Origin of the sequence: Candidatus Sulfotelmatobacter sp. (assembly GCA_035498555.1) — a bacterium.
Taxonomy (GTDB): Bacteria; Eisenbacteria; RBG-16-71-46; order RBG-16-71-46; family RBG-16-71-46; genus DATKAB01.
In genome coordinates this window covers 36,243-55,689 of record DATKAB010000093.1, presented here as the reverse complement: position 1 = coordinate 55,689, position 19,447 = coordinate 36,243, and the positions used below count along the sequence as shown (strand labels likewise).

The 19,447-nt window shown below is 69.6% G+C and carries 18 protein-coding genes and 1 tRNA gene; 1 reads left to right on the top strand and 18 read right to left on the bottom strand.

Translation table 11 applies throughout. The features are described 5' to 3' along the window. Positions 1 to 2: 2 nt before the first annotated feature. The 14 genes from VMJ70_08615 to VMJ70_08550 all read right to left on the bottom strand — a co-directional run bounded on the left by VMJ70_08615 (position 3) and on the right by VMJ70_08550 (position 14,538). Complete coding sequence (locus VMJ70_08615) at positions 3 to 968, bottom strand: MraY family glycosyltransferase (protein ID HTO91177.1); 966 nt, start codon at positions 966 to 968, stop codon at positions 3 to 5. Beyond that, a complete protein-coding gene (locus tag VMJ70_08610; GenBank protein ID HTO91176.1) occupies positions 965 to 2,401 on the bottom strand; it encodes an FAD-dependent oxidoreductase in 1,437 nt (478 codons plus the stop codon). Before VMJ70_08610 ends, VMJ70_08615 begins: the two co-directional genes overlap by 4 nt. Beyond that, positions 2,398 to 3,060 (bottom strand): class I SAM-dependent methyltransferase, encoded by a 663-nt coding sequence (locus VMJ70_08605; protein HTO91175.1) that lies wholly within the window; start codon positions 3,058 to 3,060, stop codon positions 2,398 to 2,400. The genes VMJ70_08610 and VMJ70_08605 overlap by 4 nt, the downstream gene beginning before the upstream one ends. After that, complete coding sequence (locus tag VMJ70_08600) at positions 3,057 to 3,974, bottom strand: DUF3473 domain-containing protein (GenBank protein ID HTO91174.1); 918 nt, start codon at positions 3,972 to 3,974, stop codon at positions 3,057 to 3,059. Before VMJ70_08600 ends, VMJ70_08605 begins: the two co-directional genes overlap by 4 nt. 337 nt (positions 3,975 to 4,311) lie before the next feature. Beyond that, positions 4,312 to 5,340, bottom strand: coding sequence for a hypothetical protein (locus VMJ70_08595; protein HTO91173.1), 1,029 nt, complete (start codon positions 5,338 to 5,340; stop codon positions 4,312 to 4,314). Next, on the bottom strand, positions 5,285 to 5,809 hold the full coding sequence (locus tag VMJ70_08590) for an LptE family protein (GenBank protein HTO91172.1): 525 nt from the start codon (positions 5,807 to 5,809) through the stop codon (positions 5,285 to 5,287). The genes VMJ70_08595 and VMJ70_08590 overlap by 56 nt, the downstream gene beginning before the upstream one ends. A gap of 9 nt (positions 5,810 to 5,818) precedes the next feature. Continuing rightward, positions 5,819 to 7,255, bottom strand: a complete 1,437-nt coding sequence (locus VMJ70_08585) for a sigma-54 dependent transcriptional regulator (GenBank protein HTO91171.1) — start codon at positions 7,253 to 7,255, stop codon at positions 5,819 to 5,821. Further along, positions 7,252 to 9,183, bottom strand: a complete 1,932-nt coding sequence (locus tag VMJ70_08580) for an ATP-binding protein (protein HTO91170.1) — start codon at positions 9,181 to 9,183, stop codon at positions 7,252 to 7,254. Before VMJ70_08580 ends, VMJ70_08585 begins: the two co-directional genes overlap by 4 nt. Before the next feature lie 109 nt (positions 9,184 to 9,292). Then, positions 9,293 to 10,423 (bottom strand): DegT/DnrJ/EryC1/StrS family aminotransferase, encoded by a 1,131-nt coding sequence (locus tag VMJ70_08575; protein ID HTO91169.1) that lies wholly within the window; start codon positions 10,421 to 10,423, stop codon positions 9,293 to 9,295. A 19-nt stretch (positions 10,424 to 10,442) separates the two neighbouring features. Next, positions 10,443 to 11,204, bottom strand: coding sequence for a DapH/DapD/GlmU-related protein (locus VMJ70_08570; GenBank protein ID HTO91168.1), 762 nt, complete (start codon positions 11,202 to 11,204; stop codon positions 10,443 to 10,445). Then, entirely contained in the window at positions 11,201 to 12,238 is a 1,038-nt protein-coding gene (locus VMJ70_08565; GenBank protein ID HTO91167.1) for a Gfo/Idh/MocA family oxidoreductase, read from the bottom strand. Before VMJ70_08565 ends, VMJ70_08570 begins: the two co-directional genes overlap by 4 nt. A gap of 94 nt (positions 12,239 to 12,332) precedes the next feature. Further along, positions 12,333 to 13,343 carry a sensor domain-containing diguanylate cyclase gene (locus VMJ70_08560; protein HTO91166.1) on the bottom strand — a complete coding sequence of 337 codons (1,011 nt, stop codon included), beginning with the start codon at positions 13,341 to 13,343 and terminating at the stop codon, positions 12,333 to 12,335. A 70-nt stretch (positions 13,344 to 13,413) separates the two neighbouring features. Further along, entirely contained in the window at positions 13,414 to 14,373 is a 960-nt protein-coding gene (locus VMJ70_08555; GenBank protein HTO91165.1) for a ubiquinone/menaquinone biosynthesis methyltransferase, read from the bottom strand. An 88-nt stretch (positions 14,374 to 14,461) separates the two neighbouring features. Continuing rightward, positions 14,462 to 14,538: transfer RNA gene (locus VMJ70_08550), tRNA-Arg, on the bottom strand. 93 nt (positions 14,539 to 14,631) lie between these two features. Between VMJ70_08550 and VMJ70_08545 the strand changes: the two genes are divergently transcribed. Continuing rightward, complete coding sequence (locus tag VMJ70_08545; protein ID HTO91164.1) at positions 14,632 to 15,987, top strand: NAD-dependent succinate-semialdehyde dehydrogenase; 1,356 nt, start codon at positions 14,632 to 14,634, stop codon at positions 15,985 to 15,987. Positions 15,988 to 16,133: 146 nt separating this feature from the next. Here VMJ70_08545 and trpB read toward each other — a convergent pair whose 3' ends face one another. The 4 genes from trpB to VMJ70_08525 are packed head-to-tail and all read right to left on the bottom strand — an operon-like array spanning position 16,134 to position 19,444. Then, entirely contained in the window at positions 16,134 to 17,339 is a 1,206-nt protein-coding gene (trpB, locus tag VMJ70_08540) for a tryptophan synthase subunit beta (protein HTO91163.1), read from the bottom strand. Beyond that, positions 17,317 to 17,949, bottom strand: a complete 633-nt coding sequence (locus VMJ70_08535) for a phosphoribosylanthranilate isomerase (GenBank protein HTO91162.1) — start codon at positions 17,947 to 17,949, stop codon at positions 17,317 to 17,319. Before VMJ70_08535 ends, trpB begins: the two co-directional genes overlap by 23 nt. A gap of 10 nt (positions 17,950 to 17,959) precedes the next feature. Further along, the gene (trpC, locus tag VMJ70_08530) at positions 17,960 to 18,775 is read right to left on the bottom strand and encodes an indole-3-glycerol phosphate synthase TrpC (GenBank protein HTO91161.1); all 816 of its coding nucleotides are present in this window, start codon (positions 18,773 to 18,775) and stop codon (positions 17,960 to 17,962) included. A gap of 3 nt (positions 18,776 to 18,778) precedes the next feature. Further along, positions 18,779 to 19,444 (bottom strand): RDD family protein, encoded by a 666-nt coding sequence (locus tag VMJ70_08525; GenBank protein HTO91160.1) that lies wholly within the window; start codon positions 19,442 to 19,444, stop codon positions 18,779 to 18,781. Positions 19,445 to 19,447 lie beyond the last annotated feature (3 nt).

Below are 19,447 nucleotides of genomic sequence, written 5' to 3'. Positions count from 1 at the left end.
TGTCATCTCACCACCTCGTGGCGGATCAGCCAGCGCGCGCATCGCCAGCCCACGGCGCCCAGCGCCACGATCAGGGCCCAGGGGGCCCACGGCGCGGCCGCCGGCAGGAGCGACGCGGCCGCGCAAACCGCGCCGAGCAGCAGCCAGCTGGTGAGATCGGTCCTCCACTTGGAGAGCCCCGCCGCCTGCATGCGCAGCGAGAAATGATCGGGACTCCCCTTCCACCACGGCAGGTTCTTCTTGACGCGCGACGAAATGAGCAGCCCGGTCTCGAACAGGAACGGCGCCGCGGCGGCCAGCGCCATCGCAAACGCCGGCACGGCCGGGATGTGATCGAACAACCGCAGCGTGGCGACGGCGATCGCGTAGCCGAGCAGCAGCGAGCCCGCGTCGCCCATGAAGATCGACGCCGGTGGGCGATTGAAGATCAGGAATCCGACGCAGGCGCCGGCCAGGCCCCAGGCCGGCCCTCGAAACCCGGGCGCCACCGCCCCCACCATCGCGAGCCCGATGGCGGCGAGCCCGGCCACCAGACCGTCGCACACGTCGGTGACGTTGACCGCGTTGACCAGCAGGACGATCCAGGCGATCGAGAGCGCCGCGTCCACGATGGCAATGCCGGTCAGGCGCGCGCCGGCGCCCAGCCCTGCTGCCAGGACCGCCAGCAGCGTCTGGATCACCAGCTTGGGGAGCGCCTTCAGGGGCCGCAGGTCGTCCACCACGCCGAGCGCCAGGAAGCCGGCGGCGGGGATCGCCAGCGACAGCCGCGAGCGATCGACGAGAGTGCCCTCGAACAGCAGGGCCGCCAGCAGACCCACCGCGATCCCCACGCCGCCCAGATAGGCGACCGGCTTCCTGTGCTGCGGCACGATCGGATTCGGCCTGGAGACGATCCCGAATGCCATCGCGAACGTTCGCGCCAGCCAGGTGCCGAGGGCGCCACCCAGGAATCCGGCGAGGACGATCATGCCCGCCGCGGACCTCCGCCGGCCAGTTCCGCGTGCAAGGCGTCGCCGACCGCGAAGCCGTCGCGCATCACCTGGCCCATCGACGAATACTCCCAGCGCCCGTAGCGCCCGAGCGGCTCGACGTCGCGCTCGCGCAGGAAGGCCAGCGCCTGACTCGCCCGCTCGAGCACCCCGGTCTCGAACACCACGTAGCCGTAGGGATTGACCAGCAGCTTCTCTCCCACGATCTCCGAGCCCGCCGCCGGGAAGCCCGCCCGGGCGAGATCGCGGCGCACCGTGTCCATCACCTCGGCCGGCGGGCGCAGCGGATCCTCTCCGTGCTCGGGAATCTCGGCCATCAGTCCCCAACCGGCTTCGGGTGCGGTGTCAGGATCGAACGCGTGCATGAAGATGAGGCGCGTGAAGCAGAGTTCGAGATCGGAGTAGTAGCGCCAGTGGCCGGTGTCGCGTGGCCGTGGGCCGCGGATCGCGAAGCACGCCGACAGCACGCGATTGACGTGCAGGCCGCGCGCGGCGTCGCGCAACGCAGCCGGCAGATCCTCGATCAGCCCGAGTGCGACCGGCAGCGGCAGCGTGTTGACCAGACGCCGCCGATAGCGGAACTCGAACGTCCGGCCGCGATGGCGCGCGGTGACCCGGCGCTGCCCGAGATGGATGCCGGTCACCTCGTGCTCGAGTCTGAGCGCTCGCACCTGACCGGCGAGCGCGTCGCTCAGGCCTTCCATGCCGCGCCGCCCTCCCGGGCGCGGCCGCGGATACCAGCCGCGCGAATTGTAGGCGGCGGTCCGCTCGCTGGCCGGCAGCGCGCCCTCCAGCACCTGCCGGAAATCGGGTCGCGAGATGTTCCAGTGGAAACCGCGCGTGGCGAGCCGGGTCAGCGGCCGGCGCCACATCTTCTCGTTGTAGGGGAAGAAGAACTCCTCGCACAGCGAGGGGCCAAATGCGTCGAGCAGCAGCTCGCGATAGTTGGCGGGCTCGCGATGGCCGGCCTGCGCCGCGGCGGCGGCGAGATCGGCGATGCACGAGACGATGGTCTCGGTGGGCAGGTCGCGAAGGTTGTTCTGGATCGGGAATCGCGCCCGGCCCGATCGCGACTCCACCCACGCCACCGGCGGGCACGGTTCGAGCTGGAGACCGGGCAGCGCCTTCACGCGCTGCTCGGTCGCGTCGTTCGGGAAATAGAGCAGGTGAAGCACGTGATCGAACCACCAGCCGTCGAGCGAGATCCCGCGCACCAGGCCGCCCGGCCGATCCTCGCGCTCGAGCACGATCGCGTGATCGCCGAGGGCCGCGGCGCAGGCCATGCCCGACACGCCGCCGCCCAGGATCAGAACGTCGGTCTCGATCGGCTCGCTCGGGGGTCCGGCCACCGGCGGGGATGGCGCGGCGCCGGCCTCGGGAGCCCCGGTGCCGGAGGGTCCGCGGGTGCTCACTTTGCGCCCGCGGGCGGCCGGCGGTCGCAGATCATCACGTAGGTACGGTCGGATCCCGGCAGCGTCTGGACCTCTGAGCGGGCCGGCGAGAGCCGGGCGATCTTCGCGTCGACCTCGCGGCGCTGGTAGTAGAACAGCCGCGACGCATGCATGCCGTGCCAGGCGCGGCGCAGCCAGCTTCGCGGCGGCACCGAGTGCGGCAGGCTCACGATCAGGCGGTCGCGGGTCAGCGCCCACATCCGGTCGAGGAACGCGTCCGAGTCCTCGACGTAGTCGAGCACGCCGAGCGCCGCCGAATAGTTGAAGGTCTCCCCGCCGAAGTCGTGGGTCAGGAACTCGCCCTCCACGAACTGGCACACCGCCGAGAGCCCGCGCCGCCGCGCGTGCTCGGTGGCGGTGCGCACCATCTCCCCGGCGCGATCGATCCCGACCACGCGCGCGGCTCCGGCCGCCGCCAGCCGCAGGCCCAGCTCGCCGGTGCCGCAACCGATGTCGAGCACCGATCGGCCCTCGATTGGCGTGCAGGCGTCGAGCGCCACCAGCATCCGCTTCCACACCGCACGCCGAAAGCGGCGGTTGATGCGCCACTGGAGGCTCCCGGCCGGCGCCGAGTAGATGCCGTCCCAGTCGCCGCGGTGGACGTCGAAGTAGTCCCTCATCGGCGGGCTTCCTCGACCAGAGCGGGCGCGGGCAAGGTGCTGCGCCGCAGGATCGAGGGGGCGCTTCCGGCGCCGGGCGAGCGCGCGAGGCCCGATTCGCGGGCCAGGAACGACTCCACCGACTCGAACTCGAAGTCGCGCAGCAGGCGCTCGAGCCGTGCGCGTGCTCCGCGGATGCCGACGTCGTGGCGCATGCGGAGCCAGACGGATCCACGTGGAGAGGGCTTGCCGGAATCGAGCTCCCAGGGATGGAGATAGAACACCGCGCGTCGCCCGCCGCGTTCGCGCGCGGCGATGCCGGCGCGGAACAGCGCGTAAGGGAGCGCGCGGAAGTAGACCCCGCCGCAGCCGACGCGCGAGAAGAACGTGGTGATCGGGATTTCGAGCATGGAGCGGCCCCCCGGGGTGGGGATCATTCCCGGCTCGGAGCTCGCCCCGGGAATGCCGTACCGCGGGTTCGCGCCCGGGAACACGCTCGAGCTGTAGGAGTAGCCGGCTTCGAGCAGCACGTCGTGCGCCCAGGGCGTCGACGCCACGATCGAGAAATACGGTGCGCGGTAGCCCTGCACCGCGGTGCCCGTGATGCCGCTCAGCAGGTCGCGCGCTCGGCGGACGTCGTCGAGGAACTCGGAGCGGCTCTGGCGATAGACGAAGCGATGGTCGCTGCCGTGGGAGGCGACCTCGTGGCCGGCCGCGGCGATCTCGCGTACCAGTTGCGGGCAGCGTTCGGCGACCCAGCCGAGCACGAAGAAGGTGCCGCGGGCGCCGGTGGCCGCGCAACAATCGAGCACGGCGCGCGTCGAGGCTTCGACCCGGAGTTCGTGGCGATCCCAGCCGGCGGGGTCGGGGTCCTCGGAGTGGAAATAGTCCTCGACGTCGATCGTGAACAGGTGCCGGGGGCGTGCTCCCATCATCTCGGGAACATACCGCAAGGCGCCCCATCCCCCGAAGCGCGCTCAAGAGAATCGATGGTGCGGCGCAAAATGTTGATGACCGGATCAACGCACTCCCGATCCGGCCGGTTGTACTGCCTACACGGCCAGTCGAGCGAGTGCAGCCGGGGACTTGGGATTCGGAGGGTAGGTGCCTTCCTGCGGTGGTAATCCTCCCCGGCCTGCGGCAACCCCACTCGCTCTGGGAATAGCCGCCCATTCGGGATTCCGCGGGCCGCGCGCTCGATCACGCTCCGATTGGCCGGGGTGGGTGGAGGAAGAGCAGGGCGTGGCGGCCAGGCGGGCACATTGGCCCGGGTCAGCGCGAAGCGACCACCCGGGTGACCTGCTCGAGCACGGCGAGCGCGTCGGCCCTCCCGCCTTTCCAGGCGGCCTCGGCCCGATAGAGCGCGTCCATCGCGCGCATCAGGCGGCCCGGGCCGAGCCGGGCCCGCAGCGTGGCGCTGAGATCCCGGCTGCGCGCCCAGCCGCCCAAGGCGCCCCCCACCAGATTGGAAAGGGCGAAGAGGATCGTGCCCTCGCTCTCGCCGGAGGCCAGCAGGCGCGACAGCCGTCGCGAGGCGCCGCGCGAATCGCCCGCGCTCACCGCGGCCAGATAGTCGGGCAGGCCGGCGCCGACGACCGGCGCCAGCAACGCCTGGCAGTCGGCGCGCGTCAGCTTCCCTCCCGCGGCGGCGAAGCTCGTCAGTCGCCCGAGCTCGCTGAAGAAGGCGAGCGCGTCGCCTTCGCAGGCGTCGGCGATCGCCTCGAGCACGCCCGGCTCGGCGGACAGCGACTCGAGACGCAGACGCCGCGCGCCCCAGGCCAGCAACTCGGAGCGGTCCGGCGGGCCCGCCGCGACGTGGACCGCACATGCCTCGCGCAGGGGCTCGAGCGACTTGCGAGCCGTCTCGGCGGCTGACTCCACCAGCACCAGACAGGATTCCCCCGCCGCTCCGCGAAGACCCTCGGCCAGCGCCGCGAGCTTCTTCTCGGAGCGCGACAGATCCTCGATCTCGAGCACCACGATCAGCTCGCGCGGCGCGAACAGGGAGGTGTTGCGGAACGCCGCGAGGATTTCCTCGACGCCAGTCTCCGCGGTTCGCAGCACTCGCGCCGCCGGCGATTCGGGATTGGCGCTCGCCCAGCCCCGGCGCAGCTCGAGCAGGATCGCGGCCTTGAGCGGCTCGCTCGGGCCCTCGAGGTAGAGGGTCGGCGGCAGCGGCCGGCGCTCGAGCAGCTCGCGGCCGTCGAGCCGCTCGCCGGCGCGCGCGCGCGCTGCGAGTTTCGCGCTACCAGCCTTCGACGGTGCGAGTGAGGATTTCGTCCGCGATCTTGGCGATGGCATCCTTCCGTCCATCCAGTTCGGTCTTGACCACCTGTCCGGGAACGCTCTGCACGTAGTAGTTCGAGTACTTGGAAAGCTCCTGGTCGCTCCAGATCTCGCGATTCTTGACCAGGTCCTTGAAGGTCACTGCCACGGTGATGGTGACACGATACTCGGTGGCGAGATTCCCGCCGGTGAAGCCGAACACGGCGTTGCGATAGGCGGTGACCTTGCCGCGGATCACCGAGTTCGCCACGCGCTCGTCCACCACCTTCAGGTGATTGTCCGAAATGAAGCGCGCAATCACCGCATCGGTGATGTCCTTCTCGATCGTGTATTCGGTGGTGCCGTTCTCGAACACCGGGATCGCCACCGTCTTGATGTGGGGGGGCAGGAGATTGCCGCCGGTGGAGTAGGCGCAGCCCGACAGCGCCGCCAGCAGGGCGGCAGCGGCGATCCGAGGGAGGAGCGCCGCCGCCCGGAACCTCACGAGCGAATCCTACGATTCGTGGTCGTCGGCGGGTGCGGCCTCGAGGCTGTCGTCGTGAAGTTCATAGAGCTTCATGCGGTAACGGAGCTTGTCGCGCTTGAGATTGAGCAGCTCCGCGGTCCGACTTTGATTCCACTTGGTAGCATACGAGGCGCGCTTGATCAAGGCCCGCTCCAGCTCCTCGACCAGCGCCTCGAAGGGAATCCCTCCCTGGGGAATCGCCGCCACCATGTAGTCGTCAATGCGCTGGCCGAGGCTGGTCTGCGCCGACGGCCGCGCCCTCCCGCCGAGCTTGAGGTGCTGCGGTTCGAGGGCCTCTCCGGTCTCGAGCAGCACGGTGCGCTCGAACAGGTTCCGCAGCTCGCGGATGTTGCCCGGCCAGCCATACTCGAGCAGCAGCCGCTCGGCGGCCGGCGAGACCTCGCGGAAGCTCTTCTTGAACTGCTTCGCGAACCGTTCGAGGAACAGTCGCGAGAGCGGGAGGATGTCCTCTTTCCGCTCGCGAAGCGGCGGCACGTAGAGCGGCACGACCTTCAAGCGATAGTAGAGGTCCTCGCGGAAGCCTCCCTCCCGCACCCGGCGCTCGAGATCCTGGTTGGTCGCCGAGATGATGCGCAGGTTGACGCTGATGTCCTTGGTGCCGCCCACGCGCTTGAAGGTGCGGCGCTCGAGCACGCGCAACAGCTTGACCTGCAGCATCGGGTTCATCTCGCCGATCTCGTCGAGGAACAGCGTGCCGCCGCTCGCCAGCTCCATCAGCCCCAGCTTCTGGGCGCGGGCGTCGGTGAACGCGCCCTTCTCGTGGCCGAACAGCTCGCTCTCCAGGAGCTCGCTCGGGATCGCGGCGCAATTGATCTCCACGAACGGCTTGTCATGACGCGCGCTCATGCGATGGATGAGGTTGGCGAAGTACTCCTTGCCGGTGCCGCTCTCGCCCTCGATCAGCACGCTGGTGGTGTCGCCCACCGCCACCTGCTCGGCGATCGCGTAGGCCTCCTGCATCGAGGGACTGGCCGAGTGGAGATAATCCTCGTCGGAGAACGCCTGATGGCGCAGCCGCCGCAGCTCCAGCCAGAGCTTCTGCGATTCGAGGGCGCGGTTGACCAGCGCCAGCAGCTCGTCGGTCTCGAATGGCTTCTTCACGAACCAGAACGCGCCGGCGTTCATGGCCTCGACGGCGGTCTCCAGCTCGCCGAAAGCGGTCATCATGATCACCGACATCTCGGGCTGGACACGCTTGAACTCGCGCAGCAGCTCGAGCCCGCTGCCGTCGGGCAGCTTCAGATCGAGCAGCGCGAGATCGGGCAGCCCCGGCTCGATCAGCTCGCGCGTCTCGCGCACCGAGCCCGAGGTCAGCACCGTGAATCCGGCGTCCTCGAGCGCCCGGCTCACGAAGTGCCGGATGGAATCCTGGTCGTCCACCACCAGGATGTTGGCCTTGCTCATGACTGTCCTCCGTCGGGTGCCAGCGGGAGCTCGACGACGAACGTGGCTCCTCGCGCGGGTTCGTTGTGAACGGTGAGATTGCCGCCATGCCGCTTGACGATGTCGTGGGAGATGTAGAGGCCGAGCCCCGACCCCCCCTGCTTGGTCGTGAAGAAAGGCTCGAATACGGTCTTCAGGTGCTCGGGCTGGATTCCCGGCCCCTGATCGCAAATGCGCACGCTCACCGCGGGGCCCGCGAGGCCGCCGGACGCCGGCGCCGGCTGCACCGAGACCCTGATCACGCCTCCCGAGGGCGACGCTTCGGCGGCGTTCTTCAGCAGATTGATGAACACCTGCTCGAGCTGGTCGGGATCGTGCGGCACCGGAGGAGTCCGCGGCGCGACGCTCGACTCGACGGTGACGCCGCGCTCGGCGCAGGCGACCTCCACGCAGCGCAGGGCGCGCGCGAGGGTGTCCTCGAGCGGCAGCACTCGCGCTTGCAGCTTGCGTGGATGCGTGACGTCGAACAGGTCCTGGACGATCCGGTCGAGGCGGCGGATCTCGTTTTCGATGAACTGGAGGTTCTCGCGCTGAGGTCCGTCGCCGCCCAGCGCACGCGACAGATACTGGACTCCGGCGGCGATCCCGGTGAGCGGATTGCGGATCTCGTGAGCCACGCTCGAGGTGAAGCGCCCCAGCGCGGCCAGCCGGTCGAGCCGGCGCGTCTGTTCCTCGGCGCGCTTGAGTGGCGTGAGATCGAGGAAGGTGATGATGGTGCCATAGACGTTTCGCCCCTCGTGACGCAGCAGCGAGGTGGTGAGGCTGGCCGGCAGGCGCGAGCCCGATTCGGTCCGTAGCGTGACCTCCTGGCGCAGAGCCAGACGTCCGTGCTCGAGCGTGCCGCGCACCAGTCGCTCGGCCTCCTCCCCCAGCACTTCGCTCATCGGCCGATTCAGAAGCGTGGCTTCCGACCAGCCCAGCAGCTGCTCCGCGGTGTGGTTGAAGGTCAGGATGCGCCCCTGCAGGTCCACCACGATCAACCCGCTCGCCATGCTGTCGAGCACGTGTTCGCGAAAGCGCTCGCTCCGCCGCAGGTCCTGGGCGAGTTTCGCGTTCTCGACCACCGGCGCCACCGACAACGCAATCGACTCGAGCAGGAGCCCGTCGTCGTTGGCGATGGTGCGCTCGCCGCGATGGGCCGCGATGCCGATGACCCCGAGCTGCGGCATCAGATCGCAGGCGAGACAGCAGGCCTGGCGCTCTTCGCGCTCGTAGGCCCAGCGGTCGGCGGCCGGCCCCGGAGGAGGCACGAGGATGGCGGTGTCTCCCAGGATGCAGCGCGCGCCGCACAACTCGTGGGCGTCCTCGCCCGGCACCAGCGACTGGCTGCGCTGGAGCGGCACGCACAGCGCCGCGACGACGCCATCGAGCACGTCGCCCAGCGGATGCCCGTCGGGCAACACGGCGATGGGGTGCCGGCGGACGTCGCGCTGCCACAGCGTGCGATTGAGCCAGAACGCGCGCACCATCGCGCCGCCGTCCCCGAGCAGCGGAACCTCGAACGCCACGCTCTGCTCGCGGCCGTTGCGCCGGGACGTCCAGGTTCCGGCCAGCGCGCGGCGCTCGCGATCGGCCAGCGCCAGCAGCACGTCGGGGAATCCAAACGCGTGACTGAGGTAGCGGGTGACGGTGCGCGTGGTCTCGGCCGCGTCGCGCGCGCTCACCATGCTGCTGGCGACCTCGCGCAGCGATACCAGCTGAACGTTGGTCTCGATCAGCCGCCGATGACTGCGCTCGAGCTCGTCGACCAGCTCGCCCAGCGTCGCCAGCAGGTGGTCGGGATCGCTGGGATCGAGCGCGACGCCGGCATCGGGCCGCCCCGCCAGGCCTCGAACGTCGTCGATGCGGCGCAGCAGCGAGCTCAACGCCTCGCGCTTCGCAGCGTCCATGCACGTCACCCTCGCGCGGGCCGCAGGGCGTGGACCGCGCGTGGCGAGGGTCAACGGCGCGCCGCCTCAGGGCGGGGAGGTGGGGGCGCGCCGATCGGTGTTCAGCGGCTCAGTGGTCGGAGAATTCCCGAACGCAGGCCGCGACGTAGCGAATCTGGTCCTCCGTGAGCTCCGGGTAGATCGGCAGCGCCAGGGTCTCCTTGGCCGCGGCTTCCGCCTGCGCCATGTCCCCCTCGCGGTAGCCGAGCGACGCGAAACATTGCTGCAGGTGGAGCGGCACCGGGTAGTAGACCTCGGTCCCGATCGAGCGCTCGTCCAGGAACTTCTTCAGCTCGTCGCGCCGGTCGCTGCGAATCACGTACTGATTGTAGATGTGGCGCGTGCGCGGATCGTGGAACGGCCGGCCGACACGCGAACCCTCGAACAGCGCGTCGTAGGTGCGCGCGTTCTGCGCGCGCTTCTCGCTCCAGCGATCGAGGTGCTTGAGTTTGACGCGCAGGATGGCCGCCTGCAGCGAGTCGAGCCGCGAATTGGTGCCGATCAGCGCGTGGTAGTACTTCGGGCGGGCACCGTGATTGCACAGCAGGCGAGCGCGGTCGGCGTAGTCGGCGTTGACGCTCACGATCATGCCGCCATCGCCGGCGCCGCCCAGGTTCTTGGACGGGAAGAACGAGAAGCATCCGAAGTCCCCCATCGAGCCGGCGCGCCGTCCCTCCCACTCCGATCCGATCGCCTGCGCCGCATCCTCGATCACCCACACCTTGTGCCGCTCGGCGATGGCACGAATCGAAGTCATGTCGGCGCACTGCCCGAACAGATGCACCGGCGCGATCGCCTTGGTGCGGGGCGTGATCGCGGCCTCGAGCTTGTGAACGTCGAGGTTGTAGGTGCGCGGATCGATGTCCACGAACACCGGCGTGGCGCCGTTGTTGGCGATGGTCCCGGCGCTGGCGAAGAACGAATACGCGCTGGTGATCACCTCGTCGCCGGGGCCGACGCCCAGCGCCCACAGCGAGATGAGCAACGCGTCGGTGCCCGACGCACACGCGACCGCGTGCGGGGTCTGCGAGTAGCGGGCCACCTCTTCCTCGAGCCCGGTCACTTCCGGCCCGCCGATGAAGCGCGTGCTCTCCATGACGCGGCGAACCGCGTCGTCGATCTCGGTGCGCAGATCGGCGTACTGAGCCTTGAGGTCCAGCAGCGGTACGTTGATCGCCGTCTTGGTGGTCACGGGTGCCATTGCAGTTCCTCCCGGCGCTCTAGCCGTCGACCCAGCCCTGATTCTCGAGCAGCTGCTCCACCGGCACGTCGCGCAGCGCGCGCGCCGGACAGCCCATCACGATCTTGCGGGCGGGAACGTCTCGCGTCACCACCGAGCCGGCCGCCACCAGCGCGTCCTCGCCGATCACGACGCCCGGCAGCGTCACCGTACCGGCGCCGATCCGGCCGCCCTTCTTCACCGTCACGCCCTTGAAGTGCTTGAAGCGCTCGGCCGTCCTGCCCACGTAGTTGTCGTTCGAGGTCACCACGCCGGGCGCGATGAACACGCGGTCCTCGAGCGTCGAATAGGCGGTGATGTAACACTCGCTCTCGAGCTTGCAGTATCGGCCCACCGTGCAGAAGTTTTCCACGGTCACGCCGCGACCCACGATCGTTCCTCGTCCGATCGACACGTTCTCGCGGACCGTGGCGAGGTCGGCCATCAGCACCTTGGCGTCGATCTTCGCGCCCCGGTACAGCACCACTCCGGTGCCGACGATGCACAGCTCGCCCACTTCGAGCGGCGGCAGCTCCTGTTCCTTGGTGGTCGCGGAGTTCGCGGCCTTCATCGGCTTCTTCCCGAGGGAGGCGTGATCGTCGATGCGCACCGTGTCGGCGACGATCGTGCCCTCGTGAACCACGACGTGGTTCCCGATCCGGCAGCCCTTTCCGACTCTCACCTGCGGGCCGATCACACAGTACTCGCCGAGCGTCGTGCCTTCGCCGAGGCTGGCGCTGGGATGGATGACGCTGGTGCTCACGATACCCCCGCGGTCTGGCTGGCGATCGCCACCGGCGCGCCGCCCTGCTGAAGCGAGCTCTGAGCCGCGGCCAGCACGCGCACCACGCGCAGGCCGCCCTCGCCGTCCGTGAGCGGCTTCTTGCGTTCGCGGATGCAGTCCACGAAGTGGCGGCACTCGAGCTGAAGCGGCTCCTGCAATGAGATCTTCGGGATCAGGATGTCGCCGCTGCGCACCGTGAGTGCGTCGCCATAGCCCACGATCTCGCCGCCCTTGTCGACGCCCTTGTCGTAGATCTTGATCTTCTCACTGGCTTCCATGTCATCGAACACCACCATCTTCTGGCTGCCCACCACGGTGAACTTGCGCAGCTTGTGCGGATCGAGCCAGGAGACGTGGACGTGCGCGAGCTTGCCGCCTGGGAAGCGCAGGTCGACGAATACCACGTCTTCGACCTTGGGCTGAAGGAAAGCCGAGCCCCGCGCGACCACGTCGATCGGCTCGGTCCCCAGCAGGTGGAGCACCACGGAGAGATCGTGCGGAGCAAAGCTCCACAGCGCGTTCTCGTCGCGGCGAACCTTGCCAAGATTGACTCGCTGCGAATAGATGTAGTGGAGATCGCCGAGATCGCCCTGGTCCACCAGGCGCTTCAGGTACTGAACGCCCGGGTGGTAGAGGAGCAGATGCCCGACCATCAGGATGCGGTTCCGTTCGCGGGCCAGCCGGACCAGCTCCTCGGCGTGGTTCACCTGCAGCGTGAGCGGCTTCTCGACGTAGACGTCTTTGCCCGCCTCCAGCAATTGCTTGGCGAGCGGATAGTGGTTCACTGCCGAGGCGGCGATCACCACGCCGTGGACGTCCGCGGCGGCGCAGACCTCGTCGACGTGCGCCATCGCGCGCGTGCCGGGGTACTGGGCGACGGTCTTCGAGAGGCGCGCCGGATCGGCGTCGCACAATGCGACCAGCCGGGAGCCTGGCAAGCGCGAGAAATTGCGCACCAGATTGGCGCCCCAGTCGCCGGTTCCCACCACCGCGATTCCGATCGTGTCGGTCACCACAACTCCCTTTGGGCTGACTGAAAAAACGCGAACGTGGTCTCCACGTCCGCGGCGGCGAAGTCTATCAGCCGCGTTTCGAAAGGGTCAAAGCCTAGGCCGCCCGCGCCTCCACGACTTCCACGCGATTTCGGCCGTTCTTCTTGGCGAGGTAGAGCGCGCGGTCCGCGGCCTGGATCAGGCTGGTCACGTCGGAGCCGTCGCTCGGGAACAGCGCGAGCCCGAGGCTCACCGTGATCTGTCCGGCGGCGACCAGCGGGAACGCATGCCGCTCGATCGCGGACCGCACGCGCTGGGCCACCACCATCGCGCCCTCGCGTTCGGTCTGCGGCAGAATGATCGAGAATTCGTCGCCACCGTATTTCGCCACCAGATCGAACGAGCGCACCTGCTCGGCGAGCAGGCCGGCCATCTCGCGCAGCAAGTGGCTGCCGCGCAGGTGGCCGTGCTGGTCGTTGTAGGTCTTGAGATTGTCGACGTCGAGCATGATCAGCGACAGCACTTGCCCGAATCGCCCGGCGCGCTTGATCTCACGCCGCAGCGCGGTCTTGAGGAAGCGATAGTTGTAGACCTGGGTGAGATCGTCGGTGACCGCGAGCCGCTCGAGGCTCTCCGAGAGCCGAAGATTCTCGACGGCCATCGCCGCCCACGCCGCGAGCATGGTCACCAGCGCGGTGTCCTCGGGGCCGAAGCGCGCGCCGCCGCGGCGGCGGAACACCGCCAGCCACGCCGGGCCATTCTCGCGGAAGCGCAGCGGCACGAACAGCGCCGGTCCGCCCTCGACTCCCGGGCACAGCTCCTCGGCCGACATGCGGCCGTCCGCGCCGACATCGGCGAGGGCAAGCGGATGATCGTGGCGCTGCAGCAACCGCACGAACTCGCTGACCGGGCCGCGGAACGGCGCGCGCTCGCAGCGTGGCTGGCCGCGGCGCAGCCACAGGCGTTCGGTCTGGCGGTTCTGGGTCGCGACCACCACCACGCCGTCGCACTCGGCGAGCGCCAGCGCGTTGCGCAGGAGTTTCTCGAGCAACGCTTCGCGCGACCGGCCGCCGGTGCGGTCGGTCAGCTCGAGCAGCGTCTCGATGATGCGCTCGCGGGAAAGCATGGTCGTGCCGGTCTCCAGGCGTGAGAATCCCACCCAGGAAACGCAACGCATGTGCCAGCGCCGCTTGGGACTAGCGGGGCGGACGCGGCGTGTCGCGCCGCAGGGTCAGAATCATGCTCCGAACGCCGAAGAACACGGCACCGATGGCCAGCAGAATTCCCAGTGCCCACTTCTGCCAGGGCTCCAGTGGCAACACCTTGGCCGCGCCGGCGAACCGAATCAGGCCGATGACCAGGGCCGCGAACAGGGTCCAGGCGACCACCAGCTGAACCCCCGACCACAGGGTCCACTCCCCGTCGGCGGCTCTCCCCGGGTGGGGCAATTCGCCCCGTTTGAGAGCCCCCCCGCGTGCAGGTTGCAACGAACTCTGAGCGGACTCACCCGTTCGCGCCACCCACATCTGAGTGGCGCCGAACAGGAACGACTGGCGGCGCTCGATCGAGTAGCCGGCTGCGGCCAGATCGCGGTCGAACTCCCGGCCGTCGCCGAACTCGAAGATCGAGTCACGCAGATAGACGTAGGCACTGGGGTCGGCCGACAACCGGCCGAGCAGCGGCACGCCGTAGCGCAGATGCAGGCGATGAATCGGCGCGAACGCGCCATGGCCGGGCGCGCACGCTTCGAGCACCACCAGCGTCCCCCCCGGAGCGAGCACGCGCGAGAGTTCGGCGAGGGCTGTGGCGCGCGGCCGCAGATTGCGCATGCCGAAGCCGATCGTCACCGCATCCACCGAGCCCGGCGAGAGCGGCAGCCGAAAGGCGTCGCCGCACACCAGGCGCGGCGCCCAGCCCGGTCCGCCGAAGCGATCGGCGGCGGCGGAAAGCATGCGCAGGCTCACGTCGGCGCCGATCACGAGGCGCCCCGGTCGCGTCAGGCCGGCGAGCGAGACCCCGCTGCCCGTGCAGAGATCGAGCACGACGCGCGCGCGCGACGGCACGGCGTGCGCCATCGCCGCCCGCCAGGCGCCGTCCTGGCCGAGGGTCATCAGCCGGTTGATGAGGTCGTAGCGTCCCGAGACGTCGTCGAACATGCTCGCCATTTCGCGGGCGGCATGGGGCTGGAAACGACCGGACGAAGCGGGAGGTGCCGGCATTTGAACGGAGCCTGGGGCGGGAGGGTGGTGCGCCCGACAGGAATCGAACCTGTAACCTTTAGCTCCGGAGGCTAACGCTCTATCCAATTGAGCTACGGGCGCGCAGGTCAGCGTTTATAGCACACGACCGCGCATGCGTCACTCGTGACGGCGACCACTCGCGCGTCGCGGCGGCGCCGCTGATATCCTCGCGCCGTGGCTTCCATCAATCCGTCCACCGGCACGACGCTGGCCGAGCACGCGCCGCACGCGCCGCAGGAAATCGGGCGGCGGCTGATCGCGGCGGTGGCGGCGCAGCGACTGTGGCAAGCGGCCTCGCCGCGAGATCGAGCGGCTGCCCTGGCCGGCGTCGCGGCCACGCTGCGCGCTCGACGCGACGAACTGGCGCGACTCGCGACCCTCGAGATGGGAAAACCGGTCGCTCAGGCCGAGGCGGAAGTCGAGAAGTGCGCCTGGGTCTGCGCTCACTACGCCGAGCACGGTCCGGCGATGCTCTCCCCCACGCCGGCGCCGAGCGACGCGTCGGAGAGCTTCGTCCGTTACGAGCCGCTCGGCGTGGTGCTGGCGGTGATGCCGTGGAACTTCCCGTACTGGCAGGTGTTCCGCTGCGCGGCGCCGGCACTGCTGGCAGGAAATGCGGTGGTACTGAAACACGCATCGAACGTCTGGGGTTGCGCCCTCGAGATCGAGCGGGCATTCGCCTCGTCGCTGCCGCCCGGACTGTTCGCGACGCTGCTCGCGCCGGCGGCGGCGGTCGAGGGGTTGATCGCGCGCCCCGAGCTCGCGGCCGTGAGCCTGACCGGTAGCGAGGCGGCCGGGATCTCGGTCGGCGCCGCCGCGGGCCGCGCGCTCAAACCCGCGGTGCTGGAGCTGGGCGGGTCCGACGCCTTTCTCGTGCTGGCCGACGCCGATCTCGATCGCACCCTCGACCAGGCGGTGACGGCGCGCGTTCAGAACAACGGCCAGAGCTGCATCGCCGCCAAACGATTCATCGTCGAGGCCACGATCCTCGAGCCGTTCACCGCGGGATTCGTGCGGCGGATGCGCGCGCTCAAAGTCGGCGACCCGCTCGATCGCTCGGTGCAGGTCGGGCCGCTCGCGCGCCCCGACCTGCGCGACGATCTCCACGCGCAGGTGATGCGCTCGGTCGAGAAGGGCGCGCGCATCCTGTGCGGCGGGCAACCGATGCCCGGTGCCGGCTACTTCTACGCGCCCACCGTGCTGTCGCGCGTCACGCCCGGCATGCCGGCGTTCGATGAGGAAACCTTCGGACCGCTCGCCGCCCTGATCGTGGCTGGCGACGCGGACGAGGCGGTGGCGCTCGCCAATCGCTCGAACTTCGGCCTCGGCGCCAGCGTATGGACGCGCGACGCGACGCGCGGTTGCGCGCTCGCCGAACGGCTCGCGGTCGGCTGCGCATTCGTGAACGGCATCGTGAAGTCGGACCCGCGGCTGCCGTTCGGCGGCGTCAAGCGCTCGGGCTACGGTCGCGAGCTGGGACTCGAGGGCCTGCGTTCGTTCGTGAACGTGAAGACGGTGTGGGTGAAGTAGGGAAACCACGGGCCACCCAGGCGTAGCCCATTTTCGAACCGTCGGGCTCCGCTTCGCCTCCGCATCCTGCTCCGGCTCGCTCGTCCTCACCTCGCTCCGCCGTCCTGGCGGATCGAGGTTGCGGAAGCCCTAGGTTCGAAAATGGGCTACGCCTGGGTGGCCCGCGTCCCCAGTACCCGCAACACCTCGCTCACGTCCTTGTCGCCCCGGCCCGAGAGGTTGACCAGCACCCGGGCGTCGCGGCCGAGCTTCGGGCCTTCACGCAGCAACCAGGCGAGCGCGTGTGCGCTCTCGAGCGCCGGAAGGATGCCTTCGAGCCGGGCGAGCGTCTGGAACGCGTCGAGCGCCTCGTCGTCAGTGGCCGAGGAGTATTCGACCAGGTGTTGCGACGCGAGCCAGGCGTGCTCCGGGCCGAGGGCCGGATAGTCGAGCCCCGCCGAGACCGAGTGGGTCTCGCGGATCATGCCGCGCTCATCCTGCAGCACCAGCGTGCGCGTGCCGTGCAGCACGCCCACGCTGGGATCGGCGAAGCGCGCTGCGTGCCTGCCGCTCTCGAGGCCGAGCCCGCCGGCCTCGACTCCGACCTTGCGGACGTTCGAGTCGTCGAGGAACGCGTCGAACAGGCCGATCGCGTTGCTGCCGCCGCCGACGCAGGCCACCAGCAGGTCCGGCAGGCCTCCGGCCCTATCCGCGAACTGGCGCCTCGCCTCCTCCCCGATCACCTTGTGGAAGTCGCGGACCATCATGGGAAACGGATGCGGGCCGAGCACCGAGCCGAGCACGTAGTGCGTGTCGCGCACGCGCGTCACCCAGTCACGCAGCGCCTCGTTGATCGCGTCCTTCAGCGTTCTGCTGCCGGAGTCCACTTCGCGCACATCGGCACCCATCAGCTTCATGCGCTCGACGTTCAGGTGCTGGCGCCGCGCGTCCTCGACCCCCATGTAGACCGTGCACTCGAGCCCGAACCGCGCTGCGGCGGCCGCGGTGGCGACCCCGTGCTGGCCGGCCCCGGTTTCGGCGACGACGCGCGGCTTGCCCATGCGGCGCGTCAGGAGGCATTGGCCGATCGTGTTGTTGATCTTGTGAGCGCCGGTGTGCAAGAGGTCCTCGCGTTTGAGGAACACGCGGCACCCGGCGCGCTCCGAGAATCGGCGCACTTCGATCAGCGGCGTCGGGCGTCCGGCGAAGTCGCGCAGGGTCGTGTCCAGCTCGGCGCGAAACGCGGGGTCGGACTGGGCGCGGGCGTACTCGGCTTCGAGCTGATCGAGCGCCGAGATCAGGGTCTCGGGAACGAAGCGGCCTCCGTAGGGGCCGAAATGTCCGGTGGCGTCAGGTCGCGCGGTTCGTGTCATGTCGTCTCACCGCGGCGATGAAGCGCCGCACTTTGTCGGGATCCTTGATTCCGGGGGAGGCCTCGAGCCGCGAGGAGGCGTCCACGCCGAACGGCCTCACCTGGTCGAGCATCTTCTCGACGTTCGATCCTTCGAGTCCGCCCGCGACGATCACCTGGAATTCGGCCGCCACGGTGGCCGCCACGAACCACGGGAAGGTGCGCCCGGAGCCGCCCGAAGTCTGCCCGCGTGCCGTGTCGAGCATCACCAGGTCGCGCTTGTCGGGAAGCGGCGCCAGCATCGCCCCATCCTCCGCGACCGGCACCACGAAGGTGACGGGCAGCGGGAAATCGCGCGGCCAGCTCGCGGCGTCCACGCCGTGGAGCTGCACCCGGCGCACACCGGCGCGGATCGCCAGCTCGCGGGCCTCGTCGGGGCTCGGCGACACCATCACCGCCACGCCCACCGCGCCCGGCAGCGCGTCGAGAATCGAGCGCGCCTGTTGGGGCGATACGCGTCGCGGGCTCTCCCCCATCAGGATGAATCCGAGCCAGTCGGCTCCGGCCTCGAGCGCGGCGCGCGCGTCCTCGAGCCGGGTGAGGCCGCACACTTTGACGATCGTACGCGCCAAGCGTCCTCCATCAGGCGCGGCCTTCGGCGGCGGCGCGTAGCGTGGCGAGCGTCGCCGCGGGATCGGGGCTGGTCATGAAGACCTCACCCATGAGCACGGCGTCGCAGCGCGTCTCGCGCAGCCGCCGCAGCTGATCGGGCGCCGACAGCCCGCTCTCGGCGACCGCGGTCACCAGCGGCGGCACGTCGGGCAGCAATCGCATCGAGGTCTCGACCTCCACGTCGAAGGAGTGAAGATCGCGATTGTTGATGCCCACCAGCGTCGCGCCGGCGCGGATGGCGCGCGGCAGCTCGGGTGCATCGTGGATCTCGACCAGCGCGTCGAGGCCGAGCAGGCGCGCCTCGGTGATCAACCGCTGCAGCTGCACCTCGGAGAGCACCGCGGCCAGCAGCAGCACGCCGTCCGCGCCGCGCGACGCGGCGTCCAGCAGCTGGTAGGAGTCCACCACGAAATCCTTGACCAGCAGCGGCACCCGGACGTGCGGTCGCACCGCATTCACCCACGCCGGATCGCCCTGGAAGTGGTCGGGCTCGGTCACGATCGAGATCGCCGCCGCGCCGCCGGCTTCGTAGAGCTTCGCGGTCGCAACCGGATCGAGACCGGGGTTCAGGACGCCTCGCGAGGGCGAGGCGCGCTTGATCTCGCACAACAGCCGGAGCGGCGACGAGGCCGAGCCGCGCCGCAGCGCCCGTTCCAGACGTCCGGCGGGTGCCGGCGGGCCGAGTCGCGAGCGCAGCACGTGGCCGGGAACACGCCGCGCCATCTCGGCGACGCGGCGGCGGCGATCGTCGACGATGCGGGCCAGGAAATCCCGGGTGGTATCCATCGCTCAGTTATCCGCCCGCACGATCAGCGTGCCGGCGACCAGATCGTGAAGCGCCTGCCGTCGCGCCGTGAACACCTGCATGATGTAGCCGACGCCGCAGGTCAGGTTGGAGAGCACGTGGCCGAAGTGCCTGCCGGTCGCACGAAGGAAACTGATGCGCCGGCCCTGCAGATCGGTCACGCGCATCCCGAGCGCCATCTTGCCGAGCGTCGCCTGCCGGGCCGAACTCTCCATTCCGGCGTGGTAGATCCACTCGAGAATCGCGCTGATGAATACCGCCAGCGCGATCGAGCTGAGGAAGGACCAGAGCTGCTCGGCGGTCAGGTCGTCGCTGTTGATGATCGCCATGTTGGGCCGCGACACGATCCAGCCGATCGGCACCAGCACGATCTGAAGGATCAACCCGTCCAGCACCACCGCCCAGAATCGCCGCCAGAATCCCGCGTAGCGCACCGGCGGCGCGGTCGTGGCGGAGGCCATCGCCCACGCGCTCTCGGGCGTCACCGGCGCGCCCGGCGCCGGAGCGCTCGCACCCGGAGGCGCGACGGCCGGCGACGAGTAGGCCGGCGCCGGCGGCTCCACGGGCGTCGCGGACGCGACCCTCGCCCCGCAACGTGCACAGAACGCCGCCCCGGCAATCAGCGGCGCGCCACAATTCGAGCAGAACATCGG

What these genes read in the sequence shown, in the direction of transcription:
- VMJ70_08615 (HTO91177.1), bottom strand. Translation starts at nt 968, where the DNA reads ATGATCGTCCTCGCCGGATTCCTGGGTGGCGCCCTCGGCACCTGGCTG.
- VMJ70_08605 (HTO91175.1), bottom strand. Translation starts at nt 3,060, where the DNA reads ATGAGGGACTACTTCGACGTCCACCGCGGCGACTGGGACGGCATCTAC.
- VMJ70_08600 (HTO91174.1), bottom strand. Translation starts at nt 3,974, where the DNA reads ATGATGGGAGCACGCCCCCGGCACCTGTTCACGATCGACGTCGAGGAC.
- VMJ70_08595 (HTO91173.1), bottom strand. Translation starts at nt 5,340, where the DNA reads ATGCCATCGCCAAGATCGCGGACGAAATCCTCACTCGCACCGTCGAAG.
- VMJ70_08585 (HTO91171.1), bottom strand. Translation starts at nt 7,255, where the DNA reads ATGAGCAAGGCCAACATCCTGGTGGTGGACGACCAGGATTCCATCCGG.
- VMJ70_08580 (HTO91170.1), bottom strand. Translation starts at nt 9,183, where the DNA reads ATGGACGCTGCGAAGCGCGAGGCGTTGAGCTCGCTGCTGCGCCGCATC.
- VMJ70_08575 (HTO91169.1), bottom strand. Translation starts at nt 10,423, where the DNA reads ATGGCACCCGTGACCACCAAGACGGCGATCAACGTACCGCTGCTGGAC.
- VMJ70_08560 (HTO91166.1), bottom strand. Translation starts at nt 13,343, where the DNA reads ATGCTTTCCCGCGAGCGCATCATCGAGACGCTGCTCGAGCTGACCGAC.
- VMJ70_08555 (HTO91165.1), bottom strand. Translation starts at nt 14,373, where the DNA reads ATGTTCGACGACGTCTCGGGACGCTACGACCTCATCAACCGGCTGATG.
- trpB (HTO91163.1), bottom strand. Translation starts at nt 17,339, where the DNA reads ATGACACGAACCGCGCGACCTGACGCCACCGGACATTTCGGCCCCTAC.
- trpC (HTO91161.1), bottom strand. Translation starts at nt 18,775, where the DNA reads ATGGATACCACCCGGGATTTCCTGGCCCGCATCGTCGACGATCGCCGC.
- VMJ70_08525 (HTO91160.1), bottom strand. Translation starts at nt 19,444, where the DNA reads ATGTTCTGCTCGAATTGTGGCGCGCCGCTGATTGCCGGGGCGGCGTTC.